At 36.9% G+C, this 25,644-nt stretch carries 23 protein-coding genes and 1 CRISPR repeat array; of the genes, 13 read left to right on the plus strand and 10 right to left on the minus strand.

Going from position 1 to position 25,644, the window contains the following annotated elements:
* Positions 1-30 precede the first annotated feature (30 nt).
* Positions 31-582, minus strand: a complete 552-nt coding sequence (locus IQ237_RS12445) for a ferritin-like domain-containing protein (protein WP_194055549.1) — start codon at positions 580-582, stop codon at positions 31-33.
* A gap of 202 nt (positions 583-784) precedes the next feature.
* Between IQ237_RS12445 and IQ237_RS12450 the strand changes: the two genes are divergently transcribed.
* Together IQ237_RS12450 and IQ237_RS12455 are read left to right on the plus strand one after the other, a co-directional pair.
* A complete protein-coding gene (locus IQ237_RS12450; RefSeq protein WP_194055551.1) occupies positions 785-1,465 on the plus strand; it encodes a HEAT repeat domain-containing protein in 681 nt (226 codons plus the stop codon).
* 192 nt (positions 1,466-1,657) lie between these two features.
* Positions 1,658-2,233, plus strand: a complete 576-nt coding sequence (locus IQ237_RS12455; protein ID WP_194055553.1) for a phycobiliprotein lyase — start codon at positions 1,658-1,660, stop codon at positions 2,231-2,233.
* A 403-nt stretch (positions 2,234-2,636) separates the two neighbouring features.
* On the opposite strand, the gene IQ237_RS12460 is transcribed toward IQ237_RS12455, so the two are convergent.
* The 5 genes from IQ237_RS12460 to IQ237_RS12480 all read right to left on the minus strand — a co-directional run bounded on the left by IQ237_RS12460 (position 2,637) and on the right by IQ237_RS12480 (position 6,605).
* Complete coding sequence (locus tag IQ237_RS12460; protein ID WP_194055555.1) at positions 2,637-3,131, minus strand: hypothetical protein; 495 nt, start codon at positions 3,129-3,131, stop codon at positions 2,637-2,639.
* A gap of 132 nt (positions 3,132-3,263) precedes the next feature.
* Positions 3,264-5,384 carry a pentapeptide repeat-containing protein gene (locus IQ237_RS12465; protein ID WP_194055556.1) on the minus strand — a complete coding sequence of 707 codons (2,121 nt, stop codon included), beginning with the start codon at positions 5,382-5,384 and terminating at the stop codon, positions 3,264-3,266.
* 75 nt (positions 5,385-5,459) lie between these two features.
* Positions 5,460-5,804 carry a hypothetical protein gene (locus IQ237_RS12470; RefSeq protein WP_194055557.1) on the minus strand — a complete coding sequence of 115 codons (345 nt, stop codon included), beginning with the start codon at positions 5,802-5,804 and terminating at the stop codon, positions 5,460-5,462.
* Positions 5,805-6,036: 232 nt separating this feature from the next.
* Positions 6,037-6,306 carry a transposase gene (locus tag IQ237_RS12475; protein WP_228020157.1) on the minus strand — a complete coding sequence of 90 codons (270 nt, stop codon included), beginning with the start codon at positions 6,304-6,306 and terminating at the stop codon, positions 6,037-6,039.
* 116 nt (positions 6,307-6,422) lie between these two features.
* On the minus strand, positions 6,423-6,605 hold the full coding sequence (locus IQ237_RS12480) for a MerR family DNA-binding transcriptional regulator (protein ID WP_375539906.1): 183 nt from the start codon (positions 6,603-6,605) through the stop codon (positions 6,423-6,425).
* 260 nt (positions 6,606-6,865) lie between these two features.
* Here IQ237_RS12480 and IQ237_RS12485 point away from each other — a divergent pair, with 260 nt between their 5' ends.
* Positions 6,866-7,297, plus strand: a complete 432-nt coding sequence (locus tag IQ237_RS12485) for a hypothetical protein (RefSeq protein WP_194055558.1) — start codon at positions 6,866-6,868, stop codon at positions 7,295-7,297.
* 55 nt (positions 7,298-7,352) lie between these two features.
* Here the strand turns inward: IQ237_RS12485 and IQ237_RS12490 are convergent, their stop codons facing one another.
* Positions 7,353-8,855, minus strand: a complete 1,503-nt coding sequence (locus IQ237_RS12490) for an aldehyde dehydrogenase family protein (RefSeq protein WP_194055559.1) — start codon at positions 8,853-8,855, stop codon at positions 7,353-7,355.
* A 66-nt stretch (positions 8,856-8,921) separates the two neighbouring features.
* Entirely contained in the window at positions 8,922-9,668 is a 747-nt protein-coding gene (locus IQ237_RS12495) for a cyclase family protein (protein ID WP_309225755.1), read from the minus strand.
* A gap of 605 nt (positions 9,669-10,273) precedes the next feature.
* A CRISPR array of direct repeats spans positions 10,274-10,753; the repeat unit is 36 nt; unit sequence CTTTCCAAATCAACTTCCCCGCAAGGGGATGGAAAC.
* 17 nt (positions 10,754-10,770) lie between these two features.
* Here IQ237_RS12495 and IQ237_RS12500 point away from each other — a divergent pair.
* The 7 genes from IQ237_RS12500 to IQ237_RS12530 all read left to right on the plus strand — a co-directional run bounded on the left by IQ237_RS12500 (position 10,771) and on the right by IQ237_RS12530 (position 20,980).
* Positions 10,771-11,274, plus strand: coding sequence for a DUF4365 domain-containing protein (locus IQ237_RS12500; RefSeq protein WP_194055560.1), 504 nt, complete (start codon positions 10,771-10,773; stop codon positions 11,272-11,274).
* A complete protein-coding gene (locus IQ237_RS12505) occupies positions 11,271-11,810 on the plus strand; it encodes a hypothetical protein (protein WP_194055561.1) in 540 nt (179 codons plus the stop codon). Before IQ237_RS12500 ends, IQ237_RS12505 begins: the two co-directional genes overlap by 4 nt.
* Complete coding sequence (locus tag IQ237_RS12510; protein ID WP_228020159.1) at positions 11,811-12,215, plus strand: type II toxin-antitoxin system ParD family antitoxin; 405 nt, start codon at positions 11,811-11,813, stop codon at positions 12,213-12,215.
* Positions 12,216-12,224: 9 nt separating this feature from the next.
* Positions 12,225-12,668 (plus strand): type II toxin-antitoxin system VapC family toxin, encoded by a 444-nt coding sequence (locus tag IQ237_RS12515; protein WP_194055562.1) that lies wholly within the window; start codon positions 12,225-12,227, stop codon positions 12,666-12,668.
* 924 nt (positions 12,669-13,592) lie between these two features.
* Positions 13,593-16,151 (plus strand): dynamin family protein, encoded by a 2,559-nt coding sequence (locus IQ237_RS12520; RefSeq protein WP_194055629.1) that lies wholly within the window; start codon positions 13,593-13,595, stop codon positions 16,149-16,151.
* Positions 16,152-16,260: 109 nt separating this feature from the next.
* Positions 16,261-19,677: a virulence factor SrfB gene (locus IQ237_RS12525; protein WP_194055564.1), complete on the plus strand. Its 3,417-nt coding sequence runs from the start codon at positions 16,261-16,263 to the stop codon at positions 19,675-19,677.
* 184 nt (positions 19,678-19,861) lie between these two features.
* Entirely contained in the window at positions 19,862-20,980 is a 1,119-nt protein-coding gene (locus IQ237_RS12530; protein WP_194055566.1) for a hypothetical protein, read from the plus strand.
* 29 nt (positions 20,981-21,009) lie between these two features.
* Here IQ237_RS12530 and IQ237_RS26290 read toward each other — a convergent pair whose 3' ends face one another.
* Both IQ237_RS26290 and IQ237_RS12540 read right to left on the minus strand, forming a co-directional pair.
* Positions 21,010-21,213, minus strand: a complete 204-nt coding sequence (locus tag IQ237_RS26290) for a hypothetical protein (RefSeq protein WP_228020161.1) — start codon at positions 21,211-21,213, stop codon at positions 21,010-21,012.
* A 466-nt stretch (positions 21,214-21,679) separates the two neighbouring features.
* Positions 21,680-22,405 carry a cytochrome b/b6 domain-containing protein gene (locus IQ237_RS12540; protein ID WP_194055568.1) on the minus strand — a complete coding sequence of 242 codons (726 nt, stop codon included), beginning with the start codon at positions 22,403-22,405 and terminating at the stop codon, positions 21,680-21,682.
* A 201-nt stretch (positions 22,406-22,606) separates the two neighbouring features.
* Here IQ237_RS12540 and IQ237_RS12545 point away from each other — a divergent pair, with 201 nt between their 5' ends.
* The 3 genes from IQ237_RS12545 (at position 22,607) to gntT (ending at position 25,558) form a co-directional block, all read left to right on the plus strand.
* Positions 22,607-23,413 carry a DNA adenine methylase gene (locus tag IQ237_RS12545; RefSeq protein ID WP_194055570.1) on the plus strand — a complete coding sequence of 269 codons (807 nt, stop codon included), beginning with the start codon at positions 22,607-22,609 and terminating at the stop codon, positions 23,411-23,413.
* A 192-nt stretch (positions 23,414-23,605) separates the two neighbouring features.
* Positions 23,606-24,142, plus strand: coding sequence for a bifunctional 2-polyprenyl-6-hydroxyphenol methylase/3-demethylubiquinol 3-O-methyltransferase UbiG (locus IQ237_RS12550; protein WP_194055572.1), 537 nt, complete (start codon positions 23,606-23,608; stop codon positions 24,140-24,142).
* A gap of 63 nt (positions 24,143-24,205) precedes the next feature.
* The gene (gene gntT / locus IQ237_RS12555) at positions 24,206-25,558 is read left to right on the plus strand and encodes a guanitoxin biosynthesis MATE family efflux transporter GntT (protein ID WP_194055574.1); all 1,353 of its coding nucleotides are present in this window, start codon (positions 24,206-24,208) and stop codon (positions 25,556-25,558) included.
* Positions 25,559-25,644: the final 86 nt, after the last annotated feature.

The following is a 25,644-nucleotide window of genomic DNA, read 5'->3' on the forward strand; positions in this document are numbered from 1 at the left end:
ATTGTCAATTATCAATTATCAATTGGTAAATTAGCGAGATTTAGCCGTAGTTTTTCCGTCACCAGACTGAGCTTGTTGAAGTAACTGTGGTAGTAACTGCTCTAGTTTTTGCGCTGTTTGTTCTTCTTGCTGCAAATTTTGTTGTAGCAACTGTACCACTTGGTTTTGTCCCATCTGTTCAGCACCTTTGATCAAGCACCGATAACAAGCAATTTCCAAATGTTCGACTACTAACTGTCCACCTGCTATTCCCTGTTCGAGAATTTTTTGACTTTCAGCAGCCAAAAGCATGAATTTTTGACCGTCACTGATCACACCAGCAGCAGCATCACAAGTAACTCGTTGTGGTTGTTGTCCCAGAGTGGTAAAAACCTGCTCTAAATTTCTAATTTGTTGCTCAGTTTCGCGGATGTGGGTTTCAATTAAAGACTTCAATTGATTGTTTTGACAACATTGCCACATCATCTGTTGAGCTTCTAAAAAGCGATGTTCAGCATCATACATCGCACCAATTTCGTAAATGAATTTATCTTGTGAGCTAGAGATTTTTTTTACGCCAGGACGTTCGCTCAGTTGAACCATTGTTTTTCTCCTGAAGGTTAAACGCTGTTTCCAACAGTCGTTCCTTATAACCCTACGTTTAGCCTTGAGTCTTCTCTTCATACCTAAGATACAGTTTATATGTTACATTTAACGGCTATTTGTGCAGCTAAACATAAGACTTGGGGTAGATTTGGTTGATTAAGTTAAAGTAAAGATAGGTAAAGATAGTGATTTCATATAAATGACTGCTCCCAACTTAGAGATAATTTCTACTCAGTTAGAAAGTCCAAATTTGCGCGATCGCATGGTAGCCCTTGCTAACCTGCGGAATATACCATCAGAAGATGCTGTACCTTTGATTAAAAAGGTATTGAATGATGAATCTTTGCAACTGCGATCAATGGCAGTATTTGCTTTAGGTATCAAACAAACCCCAGAATGTTATCCTATTCTGGTGAGGATTTTGGAAACTGACCCAGATTATGGTATCCGTGCTGACGCTGCCGGTGCTTTGGGATATTTGGGTGATAACAGAGCAGTTGAGGCACTATCACGGGCATTTTATGAAGATACAGATTGGTTAGTTAGATTTAGTGCCGCTGTGGCGTTAGGTAATATTAAAGACTCCCGCGCCCATGATATTTTAATTCAAGCACTGGATAGCCAAGAAGTAGTGATCCAACAAGCTGCTATTTCAGCTTTGGGAGAAATTAAATCTATTGACTCTGTAGATTATATCCTGCGCTTTGCTCAAGCCGAAGATTGGTTAGTGCGTCAGCGTCTAGCAGAAGCTTTGGGTAATCTCCCTACTCCCAAGAGTGTTTCAGCTTTGAAATACTTAGAAAAAGACAGTCATCCTCATGTTGCCCAAGCTGCAACGATTTCTCTCAAGAGACTCCAAGAAATAGAAAATCAAGTTTAGGCAACGCTTCCTGTTAACGTTTAATAATAAAAGTGGTAAGCATTCAGCTATCAGTCGTCAGCAGTCAGCTTTTGAGGCTTACACCCAAAATACCTATTTGATAACCAACAAATTTCTTAAACATTCTGACTCCTGACTCCTGACTCCTGACTCCTTACTTACTTTGTATTTTGCGCCAGGATAATTTGATTCATGAATATTGAAGAGTTTTTTGAGTTAAGTGCTGGGAAATGGTTCTCTCACCGTACAAGTCACCATTTGGCCTTTAAGCAATCAGAAGATGGTAAATCAGACATCGTGATTGAAATGCTGGCCGCAGATCATCCAGAAGTAATCAAACTCTGTGAACAGTATGAAGTTCATCCCAGTACAGCTTCCTGTGGTGCGAGAGTTACCTGGAAGGGAACAATGGAATGGGATGAAGAAAAACACGAAGGTTCTACGGTTTTAGTTACTGTACCTGATGCAGATAAACCCGGAGAAGGTAAGTTACTGCGAGAAATGGGTTATGCAGAAAAAGCACCCGTAGCAGGAACTTACAAAATGGGTGAAGATGGTGCTTTAACTTTAATTACTGAGTATGAAACCATGTGGTCTGAGGAAAGACTATGGTTTGCTAGTCCTAATCTGCGGATGCGGGTAAGTGTCCTCAAGCGTTTTGGTGGTTTTAGTATGGCTTCTTTCACTTCTGAGATTCGCATGGGTGCGACGGAAGCATCTAAAAAAGCGATGGAAGCAGCTAATACAGTTAACGCCAGCGCCGGTTAACAAATTTTTGATTGACAAAGTAGGGGTTTAGCATTGCTAAATCCTTACCTTACCTGAACTCACAATGTAAGGGAGCATCCCAAATGTGTAAGTTGATTTTTTTTGATTGAACCGCAAAGGACGCAAAGTACACAAAGGTAAGAGGTTTTCCGAGAGTTTTTGGTGTAGCAGCGTTTATTTTTTCAAAATTGGGATGCTCTGTGTTTTTATAGTAAAAAACTCATTGTATTAACAATGAATAACAAAGGATTCAGGGTTGGGGTGTGGGAGAGCGATCGCGCTTTTAGCAATTGATAATTGACAATTGACAATTGATAGTTGTTTCATTTAAGGTTTTCCAGGTTTGACAATTATCGCCATCTTGAAAAAATGCACCTGAATGAATGTATTAGGTTTTATTAATCTAAAATCTTAAACCCACACCACCCTGTAAAGATAAAGCCGTACCTCCACCATTGCGGTAAGCATCAAAAGCAATAATAGCATTACCAAAAATCACAGTATTACTATTAGGGACAACATAATCAATACCTGGTTGCAAAGCAAAACTAATTTTATTACCTACAGGGGAAGCAGTATCACCACTAGTTAAAACCATTCCCGCACCTAAATAAACATCAGTTTGCCAATTGAGGGGAACATCATAAGAAACTGTAGGTACAATTGCTGTACCTTGACCAATTAAAGCTTGAGCGCGGAAAGATACGGGTGTTTCTAGTAATTTGTAGCGAACAGCCAAAACTCCACCCAGTTGGGTATCCTCAGTTAACCCAACAACAGGACCAATACCCACATAACTACCATAAGCTACTTGAGCTTGTGCAGGTTGATGATTGATTAGCAGATTCAGAACCACACCAGTACCTAAAACTGCAACTAAAGATTTAAAAGACTTCATATTATCTCAATAACTATGTTATCAATATTACTGCTAACTAATGGGTAATTGGTAATTGGTAATGGGTAATGGGTAATTAATTATATTTTTCCCAATCACCAATCACCAATCACCAATCACCAATCACCAATACTATGGACAACGGGAATGAATACCGCCCTTGGTACAAATGAAAGCGAGTTGCTGGGCATCTAAATTTTTAGCATTGCTAAAATCGACACCTTGGACTATGGCAGCTTGTGAACCGAGATCGGAAGTTTCTACAAACCTATCTCCGGGATCTTGTTTACCAGGAAAAAGTATAGTGCCTTGAAAATCAGCACCGTCTAAATTTGTACCCCGTAAATCTGCACGACTGATATCAGCATTTCGCAGGTTGGCATTTTTCAGGTTGGCAGAGCGTAAAACAGCACCAGCAAGACGAGCTGCACTGAAATTAGCATTGGTAAGATTAGCATGATCTAAATAGGCTTCAGATAAATCTGCACCTTGCCAATTGGTGTTAGTTAAATTGGCATAAGATAATTGTGTACCTATAGCAGAAACACGACCTAACTGAGCAGCATACATATCTGCTTCCATTAATTTTGCGTCGCTGATATCTGCCCCTGTGAAAATCGCATCTTCCAAAATTGCCTTTTGCAAATCGCTACTAATAAGTTGGGTACTGCTGAGGTTTGCACCCACTAACCGAGCATGAGATAAGTTAGCTTTATTCAGGGTAGCGCGGCTTAAATCACTGCGTTTCATTAACACACGACTGAGGTTAGCTTCGGTGAGATTGGCTTGTTGGAGTTGAGTTTTAGTCAAATCAGCAATGACATCATCATAAGTATCCCAACGTCCATCTTCACCTGCACTACGAAAGCGACTACCTTTTAATTGAGCTTGGTTAAGATTGGCAGATTTAAACACAACTCCCGATAAATCAGCATTTTCTAGTACCAAGTTAAATACAGAACTTTCTTCAAAGCTTTTTGCACCCAATTGGATGCTACTTAAATCAATGTCATTAATTTTGCCACTATAGACAGACAAAATTTTGTTGATTGCCTGTTGGTTAAGATTTAATTGTTGTTGTCTGATATTTCGGAAGTTGCCGCCTGATTCCAGTTCCCTGGCAAGAAACAGATTCATGCGTTTTAATTCTGGTAAAGCTTGGGTTCCAATATTTGCCAGCGCCTGTTGAATAGTATCGAGGATGTTGGGGTCAGTTTCCTGCACCAGTAAATCCACCAAAAATTTGATGGACTGTGTATCATTAATACCACCCAAGGCGAGAATAGCCCTTTGACGCTCTTCGTCGCTGAGACCAAAGTTAGGATTAATTTGTTTTACGAGTTCGAGAAACTTTTGAGTGTTAACCAACTGGGTTTTCCGCTGGTTTTCTTGGGTTTGGATGTAAATTTGTGTGCCTACTAAAGTTGACAACACAGCAATCATGCTGGTTACACCCACCACAAACAAGGTAAAATTAGGACTGCGGGCTATTTTTAGCTTAGGGATAGACTCCTTAATAGATTTATCTGCTGGTTCTTCATTTTCAGGCTGTGGCGGCTCGCTGGTATTTTCTACAGGTGTTTTGATTGGTTTGTTGATGTCTTTAACATCTATGGTGTATGTACCAGCTAACTGATCATGGAAGGCGCGACGACGTTTTTGGGAAGTCCAACCCATGCCTTCACCCAGCACTAAAACAATAGCTAAAAATGTAAATAAGCCTAAATTGGGAAATGCAAAGCTGTAGCGCCAAAGGATATAAGCAATAGAAACTGGACTAGTCCAGCGTCCTAGCCCTTCACGAATTACAACAGTTCTTAAACCAGGAACTTTACCCTCATCATTAACAACCCGCACCCCAAACCAACGTTTGGGAATGGTGCTGCCGGTTTTACCCAGTAAATACAACTGCCATCCTGAGAGGACTAGAGGTGTTAAGAGGGCGATAGTCCATAAAAAATTAGTGGGGCTGGCAACATTACGAATACCATAACTAATTGGTAGGGCTAAAGGCCGGGCGATCGCTCTTTCTGTGAGTACCAACACCGGATTTAAAGGTACTCTTTGCAGATCGCTGCGAGAATTGGCATAAACACCAATGCCAAAGGGAATTAACCCACTGGCTACCACTAATGTAATTTCTGCTGCCCAAGCGCCTAAACGCCTTGTTGCTAAGGGCAGGGATTTAACTTTTTCCGGTTTTTGGGACTGATTAGATTGATCAATATTTGTCCTCACAGTTGGGGTAGTCATTGCATAATTTCCCTTTGATTCTATGTTTACGCCAATCTATACAAAACAAATTTTTGGCGGCGCGGTTAAAATAGGCTATTGCTTACGTTGCAAGCTATTAGACACCAAAAATTTGTATCCAAGATACACTAACCCCGCCAATAGTGCCAGACTGATCACAGATGCTACCAATCTAAAGACTGTTTGCAGTACCATGAAGCCCAAGAGTATTCCTATACCAACAACAGCCAGCTTTTTGATCCCTGATAAACCTTGAAACCAAATTTGCGATCGCTCAAAATATCGGTTTAATTTAGCAAACATAGTTTGATTTGTCTGTTTTTGCGTCTTTTGTGGGTTAGGTTGGGTGGAAAATGAATTTATTTGAGCTTCTAGTTGTTCTAAACGACGCTGCAATTCTTCTTCTGGTTGAGGATTCATAATTTTTGTTGCCTCTGTTATGGATTCTACAACCGACCAAGTATATCCATATTTGGGGGTTGTGTTAGAGATTTTAGCTAATATCTATATGTACAAAACCTCTGTAGGTACGGAAATTAATGTATCTTGCCTCTAGCCAGAATTTTCTACCTGCTATATAAAACCTAGACAAAACTAGACTTTACTTTCTACTTCAACGGGAGCATGGGAGCAGTTATCCCTCGGTAGACTTTCACGCTTTAGCCAAACGCGATAAATTAATTGCAGCATTCAGATCCCTATCCATCTCAAAACTACAGTTATCGCAGTGATAAATTCTTTCAGATAAAGAAAGACTATCTTTTCTATGTCCACAGTGAGAACAGGTTTTACTTGATGGATAAAATCTATCAGCAATTATAATTTCACAACCAAACTTTTTAGCTTTATATTCTAGCTGACGCTTAAACTCATGAAACCCACAATCAGCTACTGCTTGAGCTAATTTATGGTTTGATAGCAATTAATATTTCCTGGGTTTTGTTTAACTTGAGTTTTGTTTTGATAGATAAAAGCATTGCTCGACCTCAACACTGTATTTCTTTGCTTTCTAAATCTGACATATCTTGTACAGGGTTGTCAATTTGAGTCTACAGGTTTTAATCCCTGGATAATCAGTAAATAATCTTCAGTATAAAAACGATGCCCCGACAATGTTCTTTTGGCTGGAAGTCTTCCTTCAACATCCCATCTTTGCAAGGTCTTGACTGAAACTCCGATTTTTTTAGCAAATTCATGAGGTTTAAACATAAAGTCACTCATAGGTTTGTTTATGAGTGTACAGGTTTGTCTATTAAATTGTCAACTTAGGACAAGCTCTCTCGTATCAATTCAGGATATTTTTATGCTGAGTTACAAATTCACCCAATTCCCAAATCAAAGACCCAATTATTTCAATAACAACTCAATAAAAATTTATACTTGAACCTTGGGAACAACAAACCATTGTCTTGAGTCTAATAGGCCAGAATATATATCACTATATTAATCTATTCTATCAATAGTCGGGAGCATGAATAAAAATGAAGACATTAAAACTACTGACTTTTGTTCCCGCAACTTTGGCAATGAGTTTGGTATTTAACCAAGCTGTTTTAGCACAGACTCCATTTATCCAAATTAACAAGCAACTTCCAACAGATCCTTTGGTTGTTAATGGCACATCTGAGGGAAAAGTTCAGAGTAATTGCGGGAATATTACCACTCAACCTAGTCAAGTTCTTCAGGTACAAGAATCTTTACCTTATTTACGCTTAACTGTTGAGGGACAGGGACAGCCTACAATGTTGATTGATGGACCAGGGGGGCGCTTTTGTGTCTTGGCAGATAATTACTCTGCAAATAAACCCGAACTGGCTGGTTTTTGGGCAACCGGTAACTACTTGGTATATATAGGCAATTTATCAGCAGGAAAGTATAATTATACTCTTTCTATTTCTCAGCAAAAGAAATAAAAATTCAGGAGGCAGGATCAAGAATTAATTTTTCTTCCCCTGCTTCCCCTACACCCTATCCCCGGTTATCTATTTGGGCGCGTTGCAAACTACCAGAAAAGTCAACATAAACACTTTTCCATTCTGTGAATATATCTAAAGCAGTAGTTCCTGCTTCCCGGTGTCCGTTACCTGTTTGTTTTACTCCCCCAAAAGGTAAATGTACTTCTGCACCAATGGTAGGACCATTAATATAGGTGATACCAGCTTCGATATCACGCATGGCTGTAAATGCCCGGTTGATATCGCGGGTGTAAACTGAAGAAGAAAGACCATAATTAGTGTCATTGAGAATAGCGATCGCCTCTTCAAAACTGCTAACCTCAATTAATGCCACCACAGGTCCAAATATCTCTTCTTGGGCTACTCGCATCTTAGGTGTAACTTGATCTAAAATTGTTGGTTCAAAGAAATAACCATTTGCTAATTCTCCATCTGTAGCAATTTCTCCACCAATTAAAATTTTTGCACCTTCCTCACGGGCAATATCTATATATTGCTTAACTCTTTGCAGTTGTTTTTCATTAATTATCGGACCAATATCTATATTAGAATCAGTACCAGCACCCAAGCGTAAATTCTGGGTACGTTCCAATAACATATTAGTAAATTTCTCTTTGATATCCCGATGCAAAATTAATCGACTTGTAGCTGTACAGCGTTGGCCAGTTGTCCCAAAAGCACCCCAAACAGCCCCATCAAGTGCTAATTCTAAATCTGCATCTTCCATCACCACTTGGGCATTTTTACCACCCATTTCTAAACAAACTCTTTTATGAGTGCGTCCACAAGTTGCACCCACAAAAGCCCCAGTTTCGGAAGAACCTGTAAAGGAAACTAAATCAATATTTGGATGTTCAACTAAAGCTTTTCCTGCTTCTTCTCCTACACCGTGAACCAAATTAATTACCCCTGGTGGTAAACCGGCAGATGCAAAAATTTCTATTAATTTAGTTGCACAAGCTGGGGTATCTTCCGCTGGTTTAAGAATGACAGTATTACCGCAAACTAAAGCCGGCATTGCTTTCCAACAAGGAATAGCTACGGGGAAATTCCAAGGAGTAATTAACGCACAAACTCCTATAGGCATTCTCACCGTCATAGCGAATTTATTAGACATTTCTGAAGGTGTCGTTTGTCCAAATAATCTTCTTCCTTCTCCTGCACTGTAAAAAGCACAGTCAATACCTTCCTGCACATCTCCCCTAGCTTCTGTCAGGGGTTTACCCATTTCTCGACTCATTAACTGGGCAAGTTCTTCTTTATTTTCAAGTAATAATTCTCCCACTCGAAAAATATATTCTGCCCTGGCAGGTGCGGGAACTTTACGCCAACTATGATAAGCTTGAGAGGCTGCGGCTACTGCTGCATTAATATCTTCAATTCGTGACCGAGGGAAAATAGCTATAACTTCATTTTTATTAGCTGGGTTGCGACTTTCTAAACTGTGACTTTCTAAACTGGGTTTATGCAACCATTGACCGTTAATATAATTTTGGCAGATGAGTGGAGTTGTCATGTCGCTTCAGTCCAAATTCAAAATTTATAAAGTTGGTATCTTGTAGATTAACCTACAAATTAGCACTCAAAAAAAAGCCATTACCCCAGCCGGAGAACCAGAACCACCACGCAGCCTGAGAATACCAATTACTAAGGTAGCGCCTTGGGGTGGCAGTTGATCTAAATTAGTGAGGTTTTCTAGGACAATACGTGGTTTTTCTAGTATCAAACTATTAGTTGTAAAATTATTATCTTGCCCTGAGTCTACACCGTGGGTATCAATTCCCACCCCGGCAATTTTTCTTTCAGTAATTAAAAACTCGGTAGCTTCACGGCTAAAGCCAGGAAAGTGCATATTTCCATCTGCATCCTGGTTGAAGAAGGCGTTTTTATCTAGCCATTTATGTTGCCAACCCGTATAAAGTAACACTACACAACCAGGTTTAATAGTGCCAAATTCCGCTTCCCATGTCAAAATGTCAGCTACAGTTAAAAGATAATCAGGGTTTTCTGTTGCTTGTTGACATATATCTATAACCACCGCAGGTACTACAAGAGACTGGGCTGAGTATTCATCAATGCTGATACCACCACCGTGAAAACTATTAGGGGCATTGATATGAGTAGCACTATGTTCACCCATAGCAAACCGTCGCAGATAATAACCATCGTCTTGTAGTTCTGCTATAGTGGTAAATTTTACGGGAGGATCACCAGGCCATTGTGGTATACCTGTGTCAATTATATGACTCAGGTGGATAACACGGGAATAGGTGATATTTTTTGGCTGTTGGGGTTGTATAGTAATATTCCTTTGTGATTCGGCTATTATCTATCATCATAAAATAATCCCCCAATTCCTGTAAATACCAGGTCGGTTGGGGGTTAACTACAAGTTTAAAATGTTGCAGCAAAAAGTGAATTTAACCTTAGTGAACACCTAAAAGGTTAATGTTGTGCAAACATAAGATTAAGTTTAGGTAAACTGTCAGAATTGATAATTGACAATTGACAATTGACAATTGTTTCATTCCAGGTTTAAAACCCCCCCAAGCAGTAATAATTAAACGCAGATGGACGCAGATAAACGCAGATAATTTTGTACTTCTTTAGACTAGGAAATGCTATATTCAGGATGGAAAGTGGGATTTTTTGGTGTTTAAGCAGTGAATGTTTAAGAAATTATAACTAAAGGTTGAAAATCTAGGTTAGATAGGTTACATTAATAGAAGTGGTAAAGATTTTTCGACACCACAAGCCCGAACCTTGAAAACCGCATAACTTCCTTGACTGGTGTGGATTGTTTACAGGATCAGTGTTTCCGGTTTTATAATGTCTTAGTTATTGAGAATTTTTTGGCACTTATTGAGAATTAAAAATGTGGTGTGGAAATGGGTGTCTGAAACCCTTGCTGTGTAAGGCTTCCAGAGGTAAACTCTTTCCAAATCAACTTCCCCGCAAGGGGATGGAAACTATAACTTCCCTGTCGCGAGTCACCTCGACGATGATACTTTCCAAATCAACTTCCCCGCAAGGGGATGGAAACCTCTGTAACCTCTACACCAACCAAGAAAACTCCATCCTTTCCAAATCAACTTCCCCGCAAGGGGATGGAAACTCCATCTATAACTGATTCAGGGAGCTCCTCAGTCATGCTTTCCAAATCAACTTCCCCGCAAGGGGATGGAAACGATTGCTCCAGACGGAGCTTACAGTAGGCCTCCTTCTTCTTTCCAAATCAACTTCCCCGCAAGGGGATGGAAACTTACCTCCGCTCCTTTGGGGAGCTGGAAATAATTTACAAACTTTCCAAATCAACTTCCCCGCAAGGGGATGGAAACTTTCCTCCTTGACCACCGATACCGGTTCCGCCGGTGGAGTCTTTCCAAATCAACTTCCCCGCAAGGGGATGGAAAGGAAAAATCTAAATAATAATGGATATTAATTTACAAAAAGAAGAATTTAGCTATGCTTACATTTATGCTATTACCACAGCAGCAGGATATTCCTTTCAAAAGTCATCAAGAATTTTAGATGTAGGCGGAATTGATGCCACAATTACAGGTACAGTAACAGACGATACCCTTTATGAACCACAACTAGATTTACAGGTAAAATCTACCTCACTAGATATCCTCAGTGGAGAAACTATTCGCTATCCTTTAAAAATCAAAAACTACAACGAACTCAGAAAAGAAAGAACCGTTGCACCTCGAATATTAGTAGTTGTTCTCATCCCCGAAAATCTGCAAGAATGGATTAAACAGTCAGAAACAGAACTGTGTTTACGTCGCTGTGCTTACTGGGTTTCATTACGTGGACAACCCCAAACACAAAACACCGAAACCGTTACTGTTTATATTCCTTGCAAAAATGTATTTACAGTTGATGCTTTAAAAAACTTAATGCAAACAATTCAAACAGGTGGGAAATTATGAAAGCAATTATTAATGATGTAGAAATTCTCAATCATTTACAACCTCAACAAATAGACAAATATTTAAAATCTAAAGGTTGGCATGAACAAAGTGTTATTCCTAACAAAGTTTCTATTTGGATACAGGATAACTACCCAGAGAATAAACTCAAAATTCAATTACCTGTAGACCAAAACTTTGATGATTATTCCCAGCGTATATATGATGTGATTGAAACTTTATCAAAAGCCGAAAAACGTTCACAATTCGACATTTTAGGCGAAATTATTACTGATGCACCTAATTTAACTATTCAAGCTGTGGTTAGTCAAATTCAAACACCAAGCACCACAGAATTAAAAGGAGAAATTCAGTTATTTGGCGTGGTATTTGATAAACTGCGACAAATAAAAACTATACTGGAAAATCATGATTATATTTTAGCTATCAAAGCCTATCAAGAACGTTTACCAATTCGTTGTACAGGTGATTTGTTTAAGGAAAATGACCAGTTTATTTTACAAAATCCCCACAATTTTCAAATTGATAATATTTGAATGCTCCTGCCCAACCAACTTCCCCGCAAGTGGATGGAAACACTGCTAAACTACCTATTATTACAACCGGAAAATGCTAAGATTAAGAGTAACCTAGTTCAACCTAACTTCAACACCATGACTAATATTAATATCACTCTACCTGAATCACTAAAAAGTTTTATTGATCAAGAAATTGCCGCAGGTAATTATAATTCAGCGAGTGAATATTTACAACAATTAATTATTCAAGAAGCAAGACGGAAAAGTAAAGGAAGTTTAGAAGATTTTGGAATAAAGTATCAAGAATTGGAAAATGCTTTAGATGAATTAGCTGATGATTTTGCAGCGTGTGTTGGTGCAAACGCGCCTATTTTATCTGATTATGCTGTTAGTCGTGAAAGTATTTATGAAGACCATTATTAAAAATAGAAAATGGAATATTTAGTAGATACCAATATTTTATTACGTCTTTTGCAACGAAATGATTCATTAAATCCCGTGATAAGAAATGCAGTCAGAAAACTAAGAAATAACGGGAATATATTGTTAATTACTCCTCAAAATTGTGCTGAGTTTTGGAATGTTTCTACAAGACCAGCTACAAAAAATGGATTTGGTTTAACACCCAAAGATGCCGATAGACAGTTAAAATTAATTGAACGGATTTTTCCCTTATTATCTGATATACCTACAGTTTACCCAGAGTGGCGAAGATTAGTTGTGAAATTTGGTGTATCAGGTGTTCAAGTACATGATGCGCGTCTTGCAGCGACAATGAAGGCTAATAATATTACGTATATTTTAACAGTTAATACAGGTGATTTTAACCGTTATCACTCTGAGGGAATTATAGCTGTTAATCCAAATTCAGTGTAAAAGTTTCCTATAATAATGGATATCAATTTACAAAAAGAAGAATAAGGTTGAAAATTTAGGTCGGATATGTTACATTAATAGAAGTGGTAAAAATTTTTCCACACTACAAGCCCGAACCTTGAAAACCGCATAATTTCGTTGACTGGTGTGGATAGCTTACAGGATCAGCGTTTCCGGTTTCACAATGCCTTATTTATTGAGAATATTTTGGCACTTATTGAAAATAAAAAATGTGGTGTGGAAATAAGGCTCTAAAACCCTTGCTCTGTAAGGCTTCTAGAGGTGAACTCTTTCCAAACCAACTTCCCCGCAAGGGGATGGAAACCTTCTGTCTTCTCTCCTCGGAAGGAGTTGAACATATTTCTTTCCAAATCAACTTCCCCGCAAGGGGAATTAATGTAAAACCAATAACCCGACTGGGAATGAATTCCCAGTCTAATAACAAAAGTCATCTAAAGATGACTAAAATCAAGGTAAAATTTGTAGGGGTAAAGCAAAAGCTTGATGGTGTCAACTTAACCGCAAAATGTTTTCTCTGTTCGCTTCCACACCCGTCATGAAATGATAGCGTAGTGTGGCGTAAGCCATATTTCATGGCTAATAGTCAAAGTTTACTCAAGTAAACTATAGATTTTTCGGTATTTTTAGTCATCTTTAGATGACTTCTGCTATGAGACTGGGAATTCATTCCCAGTCGGGTGATGGGTTTTACGTTAAGTTGACATAATTAAGCTTTTGCTTTATCCCTAAAATGCGTGTTTATTTAAAATAAAAATCATTACTGTTACCTCCTACCCCTGCTTTCTCTCTCTGTCACCTGTCACCTGTCACCTGTCACCTCTCCCCTAGTTGCATAAAAAGTGGAGGTTTTCATTTTTTGTGCTATAACCCACACAGAAAATGAAATTAAAAAGTAACGACTATATGGAACTAGACAAACTAACCAGGTTTAAAGAGTACGGTGAGTTTATTCTCCGCAAAATTGACTCTGTACCGCAACATCCCTCCCAGCAAGAAGATTGGGTTCCTACTAGCCTGGATGACTGTCTAATGCGCTTGCGAGAAGCTGCACAGAAGACTGTGGAAATGGCAACTTCACCTGTGAAAATTGGTGTGATGGGTGAATTTAGCAGTGGTAAAAGTTTGCTGTTAGGAAGTTTAATTGGTTTTGCTGATGCTTTACCTGTCAGCGAAAATCCCACTACGGGAAATGTGACTGCAATTCATATTAAACCACAGGAAGGTTTTGCTACAACAAAAATAGATAATTACACCGTTGAGTATTTATCTCATGAAGGGGTAAATGAGTGTTTACACTTCATGTTATCAGAAGCAAATCGTCGCGCTGTGGCTGCTGGTTTACCACCTTTACAAGTTTCTAAAATTAAAACTGGTAAGGATATTTCTCTTTGGTGTGAGGAAGCTTGGAAGAGTTCCAATAATTTAGAATTACGCTATTTATTGCGTGAGTTGGTGTTATTTTTGCGGGCTTATCAAGCTTATGGTGAAGCTTTATGTGGTAAGCATTATCATATTGATGCAGAAACAGCAAAAGACGGTTTACAATTAATTGATTTGCCGATGGCGATTCAAACTTTAAAATTTGATGATCTACCACCTGCACATATTCGTTTACCTAATGCGCCCCAAGTTCTGCGAACTCAATTATTACAAAATAGTTTTTACCTGATTCGTAGAGTTGATATTGAGGTCAAAATATCAAGGGAAATTTGGGATTTATCTGGTGCGGAAGAATTTGTTTTATTAGATTTTCCGGGTTTAGGTGCGGCTAATTCTGGTGCGCGAGATACTTTTTTATCATTGCGAGAATTGGCACAGGTGCAAACAATTTTAGTTTTATTAAATGGTAAATCACCGGGAAGCGATCGCGCTAACAAAATATTTACCATGATGCAGCAACAACGCCCAGGACAGGATTTAAAAGATTTAATTCTTGTAGGTGTGGGGCGTTTTGATCAATTACCTTTAGAAAATGAAGGTGGTGAAAGAATTTTAGATTTTTTAATTGAAGATCATCCTAATTCCCAACCTTTACAAACAGAGGTAGTTTTTCAAAAATTGAAAGTTCTGCAAACTATTATTGATGGTGCAGAGGCTTTTACTAGCCAAAAAGATAGGATTGTTTTATTATCCCCATTGTTAGGTTTAGCAGAATTAGCCAAACGTTCTACAAAAGTGAAAGCAGGTTCAGAAGAATTTTTAGCTAATTTAGATTATCCTGATTATTTGGAACGTTCTAGGAAATTACAAGAAAAATGGGGTAAACTCAGTGATAAACTTTTAGAAAGTGAACCGCGTAATGCGTTAGGTAGACAATTAGGTTATTTTGCTCAAGATGGGGGTGTTAGTAAACTGCGGGAATTGATTCAAAATCATGTGAATACTCATGGTTTAAAACAATTAAATGAAGATACTCGCAGGGCGGCGGATGTGATTCATCAACAACAAGAACAACTGAAATATATCCTGGCAGAAATTCATGAACAAGGTATACCTACAGCAGATAGTCCTGCTTTAATGGAGTTACGTTTAGCAATTGAAAGTTTAGATAAAACCTACAGAAACTTTCAAAAAGACTTGGGTAAAGAACCACTCAAAGATAGACGGGGAGTTGTGGTTAGTGATGTGATCAAAGATGAATTAACCTATAGGATTCTCAATTGGAATCAGTGGACATTATTATTTAATAAATGTCAAAATGGGACAATTGCTTTAGCAGAATCTAAAGGTGCAGCGGGCAAATTATTTGAACGGGGAAATAGAGTTAATAATTCTATTCCTAGCAAAAGTGATGACTTTTATCCAGAGTTTGAAAAAAGCGTGAAAGAACTGGAAGAATTTGCACGCGATCGCATTCGTCAAGCTGTGGTAGACTTGTTGAATAAATTAGCCCATCAAGTAGTATTAGAACGGGAGAAAATTCAAACAATTCTTAATCCAGAAATGGAAGAATTGATAGAAGATAACTTTGGAGTCGAAGCCGCAGATTTATTTTATAAACTGTTTTTAGGATGTGATCCTAATCAATGGAAAGAAGCGATTATTGGAGAAATTAATAATCAAGATAAATCCATTTCTCCTGATATCATGTTTCCCCTAGCGCGACGGGATGAAAAACACAGTATTGGACAAATCTTTGATTGGTCCCCAGAAAGAAATCAAACCTCATCTCGCAATGCAAATCATCAACTTTTTGTATTAAGATTGCGTGATGAAATTACAGCTAGTGCTAGTTTACATCTCGTTCAATATGTCAGCGAAGTTAATCAACAAGTGAACGCAGAACTAGAAGGAATTTTAGATCAAATAATTCCCAGTTTGCAAAACCTATCTAAAAAAGATGAACTTCTCAGATATATTGCTGCGGGAGATTCCACCCCAGAATTAGCAATACCCAATTGGTTAGAAATTCTTGCGGATATTGCATCAATTAATGAGAGTGATATTTATGAGTATTTTTAACACAATAGTCATTAGTCATTGGTCATTAGTCATTAGTGGTTAGTCAGTGGTGAGTTTCTTCCCTGTCACCTATCACCTGTTCACTGTCACCTGTTCACTGTCACCTATTATGCCTGTGGAAATTATACTTCCACCCAAACATCAACTACGAGTTAAAGAAAATCAAAGTTTGGATTTACCTGCTATCCAAATTGTTGCTACAAATAGTAATATTCCCCATATATCTCGCATTACTTGTAGCGTCAAAGGAACACCCACAGAATTAGCAGAGGAAATTCAACAAACTTATAAACACTTTAACTCTGCTACACCTCAAAAAATCTCTAACTTGTGTCAATTAGGACAATATCCTTATCAGTTAGAGAAACCTTTAACCGAAACAGTCAACTGTGATTTACAGGTGATTGTTGAGTATTTTGATTCTGATGCTACCGGAAAACCGATATTATCTATTAAGAAAAATATGGGTGTTTCCTGTAATCTTTGGTTTACACCTGATTTGCAAACAATAACACACGAAACAATAACTAACCATAAAACTATGAATCCTTTTGAATTAGATACCTATCTCAATAAATTAAGTCAACAATTGAGTGAAAAACTCAACGAAAAACCCAAAAAAAGATTTCCTGGTTGGTTTGCGGTAGATTTTGGGACTTCTAATTCTACAGTTACACTTTTTGATCCCATTGAAGTACCCATTGCGGAAGTTTTACCCAGAGAACAAGAATTAAGATTGCGTCAAAGATTAGCAGAGTGGTTAAATTCTCCTGCTAATTTAGCTTTACCAGATATCGGTGTGAACGAGTGGGAAAAGTTCATTGCTAATATTAGTAAAAACTTAGAAATTGAACCGGAAGAACTAAGTGAAGTTTTTGAAAATGATAACAAAGAACAATTTTTAGAAGCTATTCGCCAAATTGAATTATGTTTAGGAAATAGTGACAGATTTCGCCGTGCTGTTAGCAAAAAACTTTATCAAATATATCATGAAGTTTTCCGAGTTCCCACTTTAGAATCACAAAATTTGATTCCTGTAGTTTTAGATATTGACAGACGGGAAACAGAAATTCCCAGTGAAATGGAAGTATCCCAAGTTGAACCATTAAAATTGCAAATGGGGAGAGAAGCAAGAGACAACAGAAAAAAAGCCATTGCCCAAGGTACAATTACTTCAGTTCACGATATAATCAGCAGATTTCATCATTCACCCAAACGTTACTTTGGACAAAATAGAACATTCCCAGTTATTTTAAATGACTCAGAACATAACATCCAAGTTAACCAATTAATTCAAGCAGCATGGGCGCATTTAATAGAGTTAACAGAAGATTATCGTCAACGTGCGAGAAAGAGATTTTCTGAAGGAGATTTATTAACAGGAGTTTTCACCTATCCCACCGTTGCACCTCCAGTAGTGAGAAAAGAAATTAAAGCATTAGTCGAAGAATTAGGAATAGATGATGTGCAAACTGCTTATGATGAAGCGGTTTCTGTAGCTATCTTTTTCCTATGGCGAGAATTTGGAGGTAATTTAAATATTGGTATTGAATCTTTTAAAACTCGCTGTCGTCAAGAAAAAAATAAATGGTCACAAAATGTTTTAGTTTTAGATATTGGTGGAGGTACAACAGACTTAGCATTAATTGAACTCACATTAGAAGATAAAACCCCATTTTTTGCCGATCATGAAGATCGGGGTTTAGGTGGACGTTATTATAAACTTACCCCGAAATTATTAGGTTCTTCAGGACATTTACAATTAGGTGGTGAATTAATTACCTTACGCATTTTTAGACTTTTAAAAGTTGCCATAGCTGATTTTCTCTTAACAGCAATAACTAACGGAGACATAGAAAGCGACAAACTAGAAGATTTAATCAACTCAGAATTAAACGAACGCTTTTTAGAAGATGGCAAATTTAAAAGCGGTAGTTTATTAAAGTGTGTAGACAAAGAAAATCCCGAAGGTGACGTTGCTTTCAAAGATGCTTTAGATACAGCCGAAAAAGTTCTACCAACCCGATGGCAACAAGCACCCCAACGTCTACAAACATTTTACACTCTTTGGGATTATGCCGAAGCTGCCAAACTCAAATTAGGGCAAAAATTACCAGGAGATGGTTCTTTATTAACCTTCACTCTTTCCGAACAACAAATTAGTGAACTCCTCGCCCAAAGTGCAGTTAAATTTCAAATTATTATCCCTGATGCTATCTCTATAAACATAGATAGTCAACAATTTGAACGGGCAGCAATTTCTGCAATTAAAGAAGCAATAGGTATTGCAAAAGGTTTAATGGAAAGCCGTTTAAATGCAGACAATAAACAAAAAGTAGATTGGTTAATTCTTTCTGGTAAAACTTGCAATTTAGATTTAGTGCAAAGACAAATTTACCAAGAATTTAGTAAATCTCCTTATTTTGTTTGGAATCCAGAACGGATTACATTTGTTTTAGAATTTACCAAATTAGCAACTTCCGCAGGTGCTTGTTACGCGGAAAAATTAAGAAGATTAAGATTTGATCCCGAAGAATCAAAACACCTACTAGCTAAAGGTGCAAACCAACTAGAAATAGATGTAAAAAATCTATTTTATTATCTACCTTGCAACTTTAAACGCAAAACCCAAAGTAATGAACTCTTAGGAATATTCAACGCTGGACAAGAATTATATCAACTTGCAGCAGGGGAAAGTGTAGCTAAAGTGCGGACAAATTGGCAAGGTATCCAATTAACAAATATTATCTATCGTCAAGACTATGAAGATGGAGAATTGCGTTTATGGGGTAGCTTTGACGGTAAAAATTTAATGGAGAAATTAGAAATGGAAGAACCAGAATTTCTCAAAAAAATTAAAGTCCAATTTGAAATAGATCAAACTTTGCAATTTAGCGTTTTACTCTGTCAAGGTAATCCCCATTATTTAATAGATGAGAAGGGAATAAATATCAATTCTGTCATTTACCAAGAATCAGAAACAGCAGATTTATTTACCAATGGACAATTAAAATGGAATATCGCTATTGAACAACCCCATGAAGATTTAAAAGATGGTGATATTGCGGTAAACGTATTAGAATCAGCTACCGTAGATCAACCCAATGCTTATCATTTAGTATTTGCAGTTGATAACAATCAAAATCCCAAACTGGAAACATTTCACTATTTGCAAGATGGTGTTAATGAACCAGGAAAAGGGTTAATTAGTAATCCTTTACCACCCTTCCCCCAAAATGGTCAACACACCTTTTATATATATCAAACAGATAGCGAAACCAACACCAAAAAATGGATACGTATTGGTTCATTGAGTAAACCAGACATCACCACAGATTACCCTTGTCAATATCATGTAACACTTGATCATCAAGGTATATTAAGAATGCACGCAGGAGAAGTACCTTATTGGACATCAAATAATCAAGAATGTTTAAAAGAAGAAGGATGTGTTTATCGTGCAGAATTAGAATTACAACCTAATGAGATAGATAAAGAACGCGATCCTTTCTGTGGAATACATTAAATCAATTGATAATTGACAATTGATAATTGATAATTGATAATTGTTTGATTTAAGGTTGAAAACTCTTCTTTTAATGGGAATAAGAAAGAAAAAACTTTTCAATTTTCTGCCTTGGAATTAAATATAATTGTCGATTGTCAATTATTGAATTTCCTCCTGAATCCTCTAATATCTTCTTACCATGATGCAACATCTACAACAATTATTAGCAACAGAAAATTCTCAAATAGCTCAATTGTTAAAATTGAGTTTATACGGATTAGAAGCAACATTAAAACAAGCCAGGATCGAATACCCAAATGATCCAGGTGATGATTTATGTGAAAATGTCATTCTAGAAATTCACAATCTTTTACAACCTGAAGTAATTACAGAAAATACAGAAAATGTAGAAACTGTAATTATTGATGAATCTCACCCAGAAGAATTATTTAATGAACTCAGAGACATTTTTAATACAGATTTAGAATTAAATTTTTATTTAGGAGATGCACCACTGCAAAGTCAAAATGACACAGATTTATGGAATGAAATTCACCGTAAATTATTACGAGTTCCTGAAGATTTAGCAACAAATTGGAAAAAACGTGCTTTAGAAATAGCAGAAAAAAATGGTGCAAATTTAGATTATGTCAATCTAGAACACTTACCTTTTGTGCGGGATGAAATTATTTATCCGGGTTTAAATGGTACTGTTCAAGCTAAAGGGTTATGTTTGTCAAAAAAAGCGTTTTTAAAATCAAAAATTGCCCCGTTATATAATTCAGAAGAATTGCAATTATTATCAGGATTTTTAAGTTTATATATTAAATTTATGGAAATAGAACCTGATTTACATCATGCTTTAAAGAGTGTGTTTAGCTTTGATGTTGTTTCCTTAAAATCCCAACATGAACAAAAACAACTGTATCTAGAAGTATTAAGCGATCGCCTACAACGCACCCAAAAAACTGAGGGAAATACTGACTCCATCTTAAATCTACGTGCTTGGATTGACATGGATGAAGCCATACATTCCCTAGTGTTTGTTCCCCCAGCAGAACGTTATTCCTGGTGGGGAAAGTTACAACAAGAATCAAGACGTATATTGAAAAAAGTAGCTAATAAAGCCATAAAAGCCGGTCATGATGTGAAAATTAGACAATTATCAGGACTTTATGCTGATATTTGCGCGTATTCCAAAGATGATGTACAACTAGACTATGGTGGAACACCTGGAGAAGTATTAACTTGTTTGCGATTATACACACGAATCAATCAAGAAGAACATCCGGGGCGGGTGCTATTTCGATCCTTACGATGAAAACCGCAATACCATATAATTACTTCTGTTTACTGCATATCAGGTGTAGGAGTGGGTGAGGGAGTAGGAGTAGGAGTTGTAGGAGTGCGATCAGGTTTAGGAGTGGAAGGAGAAGGGGTTTGTTGGGCTAATAGAGTTTGTTGTGTGTTTGCAGCTTGAAACTGTTTGGGTATTGCAATCACCGCAGCAGTTCCCAAAAATGCTAATAAAGCTAAGGGTGCTAAGTGTCTCATATTGTGATTCCTGTAAAGACTTATGCCATTCTATTTTGAAAAATTATCAACTTCTCTATATCTTGCTATAGGTAGCCTTACTGATGTTTCTTTAGGTAGAAAAACACATTTTCAAAAAGTTCTAAATTTGCTGTTTCAGGAAGATGTAAAAAATAATTTTACATCTATGGATCTATGCAACCACAAGATACAGCATATTTCATACCAGTGAGGTACAAACTCAAATCATAAAACCCTTGTGGAACAGGCATCCTGCCTGTTAACCTTGTACCTCATTTACCTCGAAACTGCTGTAATATACTAATTTCAAAAGTTGGAAAAGATAAAATTGATTATTCAATTTCTGTAAGCATTCAGCTATCAGTCGTCAGCAGTCAGCTTTTGAGGTTTACGCCAGAAATATCTATTTGATGATTAACAAATTTCTTAAACATTCTGACTCCTGACTCCTTACTAATTTCTACGCTTATTCACCACCAGAGAAAAACAAAGGTAACACAAAAGCAGCAATAATTCCCAAGAAAACAAACACCTCAATAATTCGCAAAATCAAATTACTTTGCATTAACTGATTAAATTTCTCACTCAAATTATGAGGAAAATTACCCCACCAACCACGCAACCGACTCACCCAATTTTTCGGACTATCTTGTGTTCTTAAATTCCATGAAAACATTGATAATAACAAAGGCGCACCACCCACCTTAGCAGACATTAAAAGATGAATGGCTAAACAAGAAACCATTATTACCCAAGCTATTAAATGGAAATAATACCAAATATGATCAAGTTCTCCTATTGGTAGCCATTCTTCCTTCATCATTCTGCCAGATACCACCGCCCAAACTGAGGCAATTAGCATCAAAGTATTTGCTAAACGTTGCAGACTCACCCACCAAATTGGTTTATTAAATTGTGAGAGTTTCTCTATAGAATCTGCTTGTAATAACCGCCTTTCACCAGCATGAAAACTATAGAGTGCGAAAGCAGGTAATAACAGTAAAAAGAATAAACCCGCAGTTCCGTGAATACCCTGAATTGGGTCGATTTTAGGAATAGGAATACTACCCAATCTTTTGTCAAAAGTGTTGTAAACTAAGAATCCGGTGATAATAGCTGCAATGACTAAAATTCCATTAATACTATGTAAAATCCGTAACAAAAGAGGTTGATAGGGTGCTGAACGAGTCATGGTAACAATTTTTAATTTTCATAATGTATAATTTTAAAATATTCTAGTGCTAATCGCAATCTAATCTGATGGATGAATATTTTTTGATGAACGAACCGCAAAGAACGCAAAGGACACAAAGGAAGAAAAAAAGAAGAAGATAAGAAATTTTCAAGTAAATCAAAATTCAAAAGTTAGCAGTTAGCAAATTGTATATATTTTATGATTAAAAGTCCTCTCCGTTATCCCGGTGGTAAATCAAGAGCAATTAAACAAATAGCACAACATTTACCAGCAAACTTTACCGAATTTAGAGAACCATTAGTTGGTGGTGGTTCTGTTTTTATTTATCTTAAACAAACCTTTCCTAACTTAAAAATTTGGATCAACGATTTAAACAAAGAAGTATTTTTATTTTGGCATATCGCCCAAAATGATTTATCTAAATTAGTTGCTGAAGTGCGTTATATTAAAGAAACCCAAAAAGACGGAAAAAAGCTATTTACAGAATTAACCACTATAGATGATATTAATAAATTAACAGATTTAGAAAGATCAGTCCGTTTTTTCGTACTTAACAGAATTACCTTTTCAGGTACAATAGAATCAGGTGGATTTTCCTTGGAAGCATTTCATAAACGTTTTACCCATTCATCAATAGAAAGACTAGAAAGATTAGCAGAAATTTTAACACCAGATATCAGAATTACCAACTTAGATTACAGCGAACTATTAAAAGCAGAAGGTAAAGAAGTATTTATATTTCTAGATCCACCGTATTTAAGCAATAAAAACTCCAGATTATATGGAAAAGATGGAGACTTACACACTAAATTTGATCATCAAAAATTTGCAGATAACTTAAAAACCTGTCCTCACCAATGGTTAGTCACCTACGACAACTCAGAACAAGTACATCAAAACTTTGCATGGGCGAAAATTGCCCAATGGGAACTACAATATGGCATGAATAACTACAAACAAAAAACAGCAGAAAAAGGACAAGAACTATTTATTACTGGACTTTAAAATCACAAGGACTACATTTATAAAGTAAATATAAAAAATAGGGAAAATGTTAAACAATCACGATAAAATACACCCTAAAAAGGGAAACATTAAGGCTAGTTCCTCCCTTTGTAATGGGGGTAAAGTGGGATATGATTGCTGAAGGCTGAATACTTACACATTATATCAAAAGTAATTGTCGGAGACAAAAAAATGAGTATTACCTGGAGTCGAGTAATAATGAATCAAGAAACGGCAAATATGTTAAAACCATTGCCGTTTCCACAATGGACAGCATTAGAAATTTCTGGAAGTGCTTGGCAAGATTTTGGCTTTCGAGAATACAAAAATATTAACTATCCAGAATACGATATTTGCTTTGAACCGTTACCAGAAAAGTTTGATTTAATTATTGCTGAACAAATTTTTGAGCATCTGTTGTACCCCTATCGCGCAGGCCGCAATGTTATTTCTATGCTTAACCCTGGAGGATATTTTCTGATTTCTGTTCCCTTTTTGGTAAAAGTTCATAATTATCCTATAGACTGCACACGCTGGACAGAAACTGGACTCAAATACTTCCTCCACGAATGTGGTTTTCCTCTAGACAATATTCAAACAGGTTCTTGGGGCAACCGTCAGTGCATTATTGCCAACTTCTCACAATGGATAGTATATGATCCTCTATCACACTCTCTTGATAACGAACCAGAGTTTCCTTATCATGTCTGGGCATTGGCTCATATTTAACATGGTAGGTTCTCCCAAAGTATAAAAATAACAGTAGAATACATTAAACATCGTATAATTAGCATGAATACTAGCTTGTCAAATCCGTATAACTTCTTACCTCGTTTTTACAAACTGGCATTAACGAACATTCTTTCTAGTATTGTTGTGCCATTGTCAGGTTTAATAGACTTAGCTTTTCTCGGACATTTACCGGACATCCGTTACTTAGCAGGAGTTTCCTTAGCGACAATTATCTTTAGCTATTTATACAAAGTTTTGAATTTCTTACGCTCCTCTAGTAATGGGATGACAGCACAAGCTGTAGGAGCAAATAATTCAGAAGGCATACTATTAGTTTTACTACGAAATGGTCTGATCGCTTTAGGTGTCGGTTTACTCATTTTGATTCTTCAATATCCTATACAACTACTAGGGTTTAACTTCTTAGTAGGTGCAACCGAAGTCAAAAATGCTGGACTTGACTATTTCCAGGCTCGCATTTGGGGCGCACCTGCGGTTCTACTCAATTTTGTCCTAGTCGGTTGGTTTTTTGGCCGGGAAATGAATGGTTTTGTAGTGCTATTGTCTGTGATAGAAGGTCTAACTAATATAGTGCTGGACTACTTCTTTATTATTCGCTGGGGTTGGGGAAGTACCGGCGCTGGCCTAACTACAGCAATGAGTCAATATTTAGCATTGTTCGTAGGTTTGATAATCGCGTCTTTTCATATTGACTGGTCATTCATATCAACAGTCAGCCAAAAAATTTTAGATTTGCCAGCTATCAAAGCTATTTTTAAACTCAATGGCAATATGTTGATTAAAAATTTGGCTGTAATTTCTACATTCTCTCTTTTTACTGAATTAGGTTCAGCAATGGGAACAGATATACTAGCCAGAAATAGTGTATTACTTCAGGCAGCAATTTTTAATATGTTTATTATTCAAGGCGTAGGATATGCTACCCAAAGTTTAACCGGAAACTTTAAAGGTCAGGGAGCTTCGGAGCAGTTAAAACCTCTGCTGACAACTGGTTTTATCAGCAGCATATTCCTTTCCGTTCCTGTCGCTATTTTATATATTGTCTTTCCAGAACCTATATTTGGGCTGTTAACTAACCACAATGAAATTACTGAAAGTATGGTTAATTATTTATTCTGGTTATTACCTTTTCAGGGATTTTGTGCAGTTAATATTATCTTAGAAGGGTATTTTATCGGGTTAACTGAAGGGGGAATTTTACGTAACTCTGCCATAGTTTCCTTGATAATTGCTTTTTTACCTATAGCGATCGCTGCTGGGTATTTTCATAACAACCATTTGTTGTGGTTGGCTTTAGTTTTATCTCAAATAGCCAGCGTCATAGTATTTGGAGTACGATTAATAGAAGAATGGTTGAATAATTATTCCTCTTCTACAAGCGTTCAAAATTAAGATAATCATCTTTTTTATAGCTATATAACATCTTTACTTATAGCTATAAAAGATGATATGCGATTAAATTTACAATAGCTATCAGC

It is taken from the genome of Sphaerospermopsis sp. LEGE 08334 (assembly GCF_015207205.1).
Lineage (GTDB): Bacteria > Cyanobacteriota > Cyanobacteriia > Cyanobacteriales > Nostocaceae > Sphaerospermopsis.

Bases quoted from the DNA above. Each gene is read 5' to 3' on its own strand.
- IQ237_RS26290 (WP_228020161.1), bottom strand. From the start codon at position 21,213: ATGAGACACTTAGCACCCTTAGCTTTATTAGCATTTTTGGGAACTGCT.
- IQ237_RS12460 (WP_194055555.1), bottom strand. From the start codon at position 3,131: ATGAAGTCTTTTAAATCTTTAGTTGCAGTTTTAGGTACTGGTGTGGTT.
- IQ237_RS12470 (WP_194055557.1), bottom strand. From the start codon at position 5,804: ATGAATCCTCAACCAGAAGAAGAATTGCAGCGTCGTTTAGAACAACTA.
- IQ237_RS12510 (WP_228020159.1), top strand. From the start codon at position 11,811: ATGCTCCTGCCCAACCAACTTCCCCGCAAGTGGATGGAAACACTGCTA.
- IQ237_RS12450 (WP_194055551.1), top strand. From the start codon at position 785: ATGACTGCTCCCAACTTAGAGATAATTTCTACTCAGTTAGAAAGTCCA.
- IQ237_RS12540 (WP_194055568.1), bottom strand. From the start codon at position 22,405: ATGACTCGTTCAGCACCCTATCAACCTCTTTTGTTACGGATTTTACAT.
- IQ237_RS12500 (WP_194055560.1), top strand. From the start codon at position 10,771: ATGGATATTAATTTACAAAAAGAAGAATTTAGCTATGCTTACATTTAT.
- IQ237_RS12520 (WP_194055629.1), top strand. From the start codon at position 13,593: ATGGAACTAGACAAACTAACCAGGTTTAAAGAGTACGGTGAGTTTATT.
- IQ237_RS12485 (WP_194055558.1), top strand. From the start codon at position 6,866: ATGAAGACATTAAAACTACTGACTTTTGTTCCCGCAACTTTGGCAATG.
- IQ237_RS12545 (WP_194055570.1), top strand. From the start codon at position 22,607: ATGATTAAAAGTCCTCTCCGTTATCCCGGTGGTAAATCAAGAGCAATT.
- IQ237_RS12505 (WP_194055561.1), top strand. From the start codon at position 11,271: ATGAAAGCAATTATTAATGATGTAGAAATTCTCAATCATTTACAACCT.
- gntT (WP_194055574.1), top strand. From the start codon at position 24,206: ATGAATACTAGCTTGTCAAATCCGTATAACTTCTTACCTCGTTTTTAC.
- IQ237_RS12445 (WP_194055549.1), bottom strand. From the start codon at position 582: ATGGTTCAACTGAGCGAACGTCCTGGCGTAAAAAAAATCTCTAGCTCA.
- IQ237_RS12455 (WP_194055553.1), top strand. From the start codon at position 1,658: ATGAATATTGAAGAGTTTTTTGAGTTAAGTGCTGGGAAATGGTTCTCT.
- IQ237_RS12550 (WP_194055572.1), top strand. From the start codon at position 23,606: ATGAGTATTACCTGGAGTCGAGTAATAATGAATCAAGAAACGGCAAAT.
- IQ237_RS12530 (WP_194055566.1), top strand. From the start codon at position 19,862: ATGCAACATCTACAACAATTATTAGCAACAGAAAATTCTCAAATAGCT.
- IQ237_RS12490 (WP_194055559.1), bottom strand. From the start codon at position 8,855: ATGACAACTCCACTCATCTGCCAAAATTATATTAACGGTCAATGGTTG.
- IQ237_RS12480 (WP_375539906.1), bottom strand. From the start codon at position 6,605: ATGAGTGACTTTATGTTTAAACCTCATGAATTTGCTAAAAAAATCGGA.
- IQ237_RS12515 (WP_194055562.1), top strand. From the start codon at position 12,225: ATGGAATATTTAGTAGATACCAATATTTTATTACGTCTTTTGCAACGA.
- IQ237_RS12525 (WP_194055564.1), top strand. From the start codon at position 16,261: ATGCCTGTGGAAATTATACTTCCACCCAAACATCAACTACGAGTTAAA.
- IQ237_RS12465 (WP_194055556.1), bottom strand. From the start codon at position 5,384: ATGACTACCCCAACTGTGAGGACAAATATTGATCAATCTAATCAGTCC.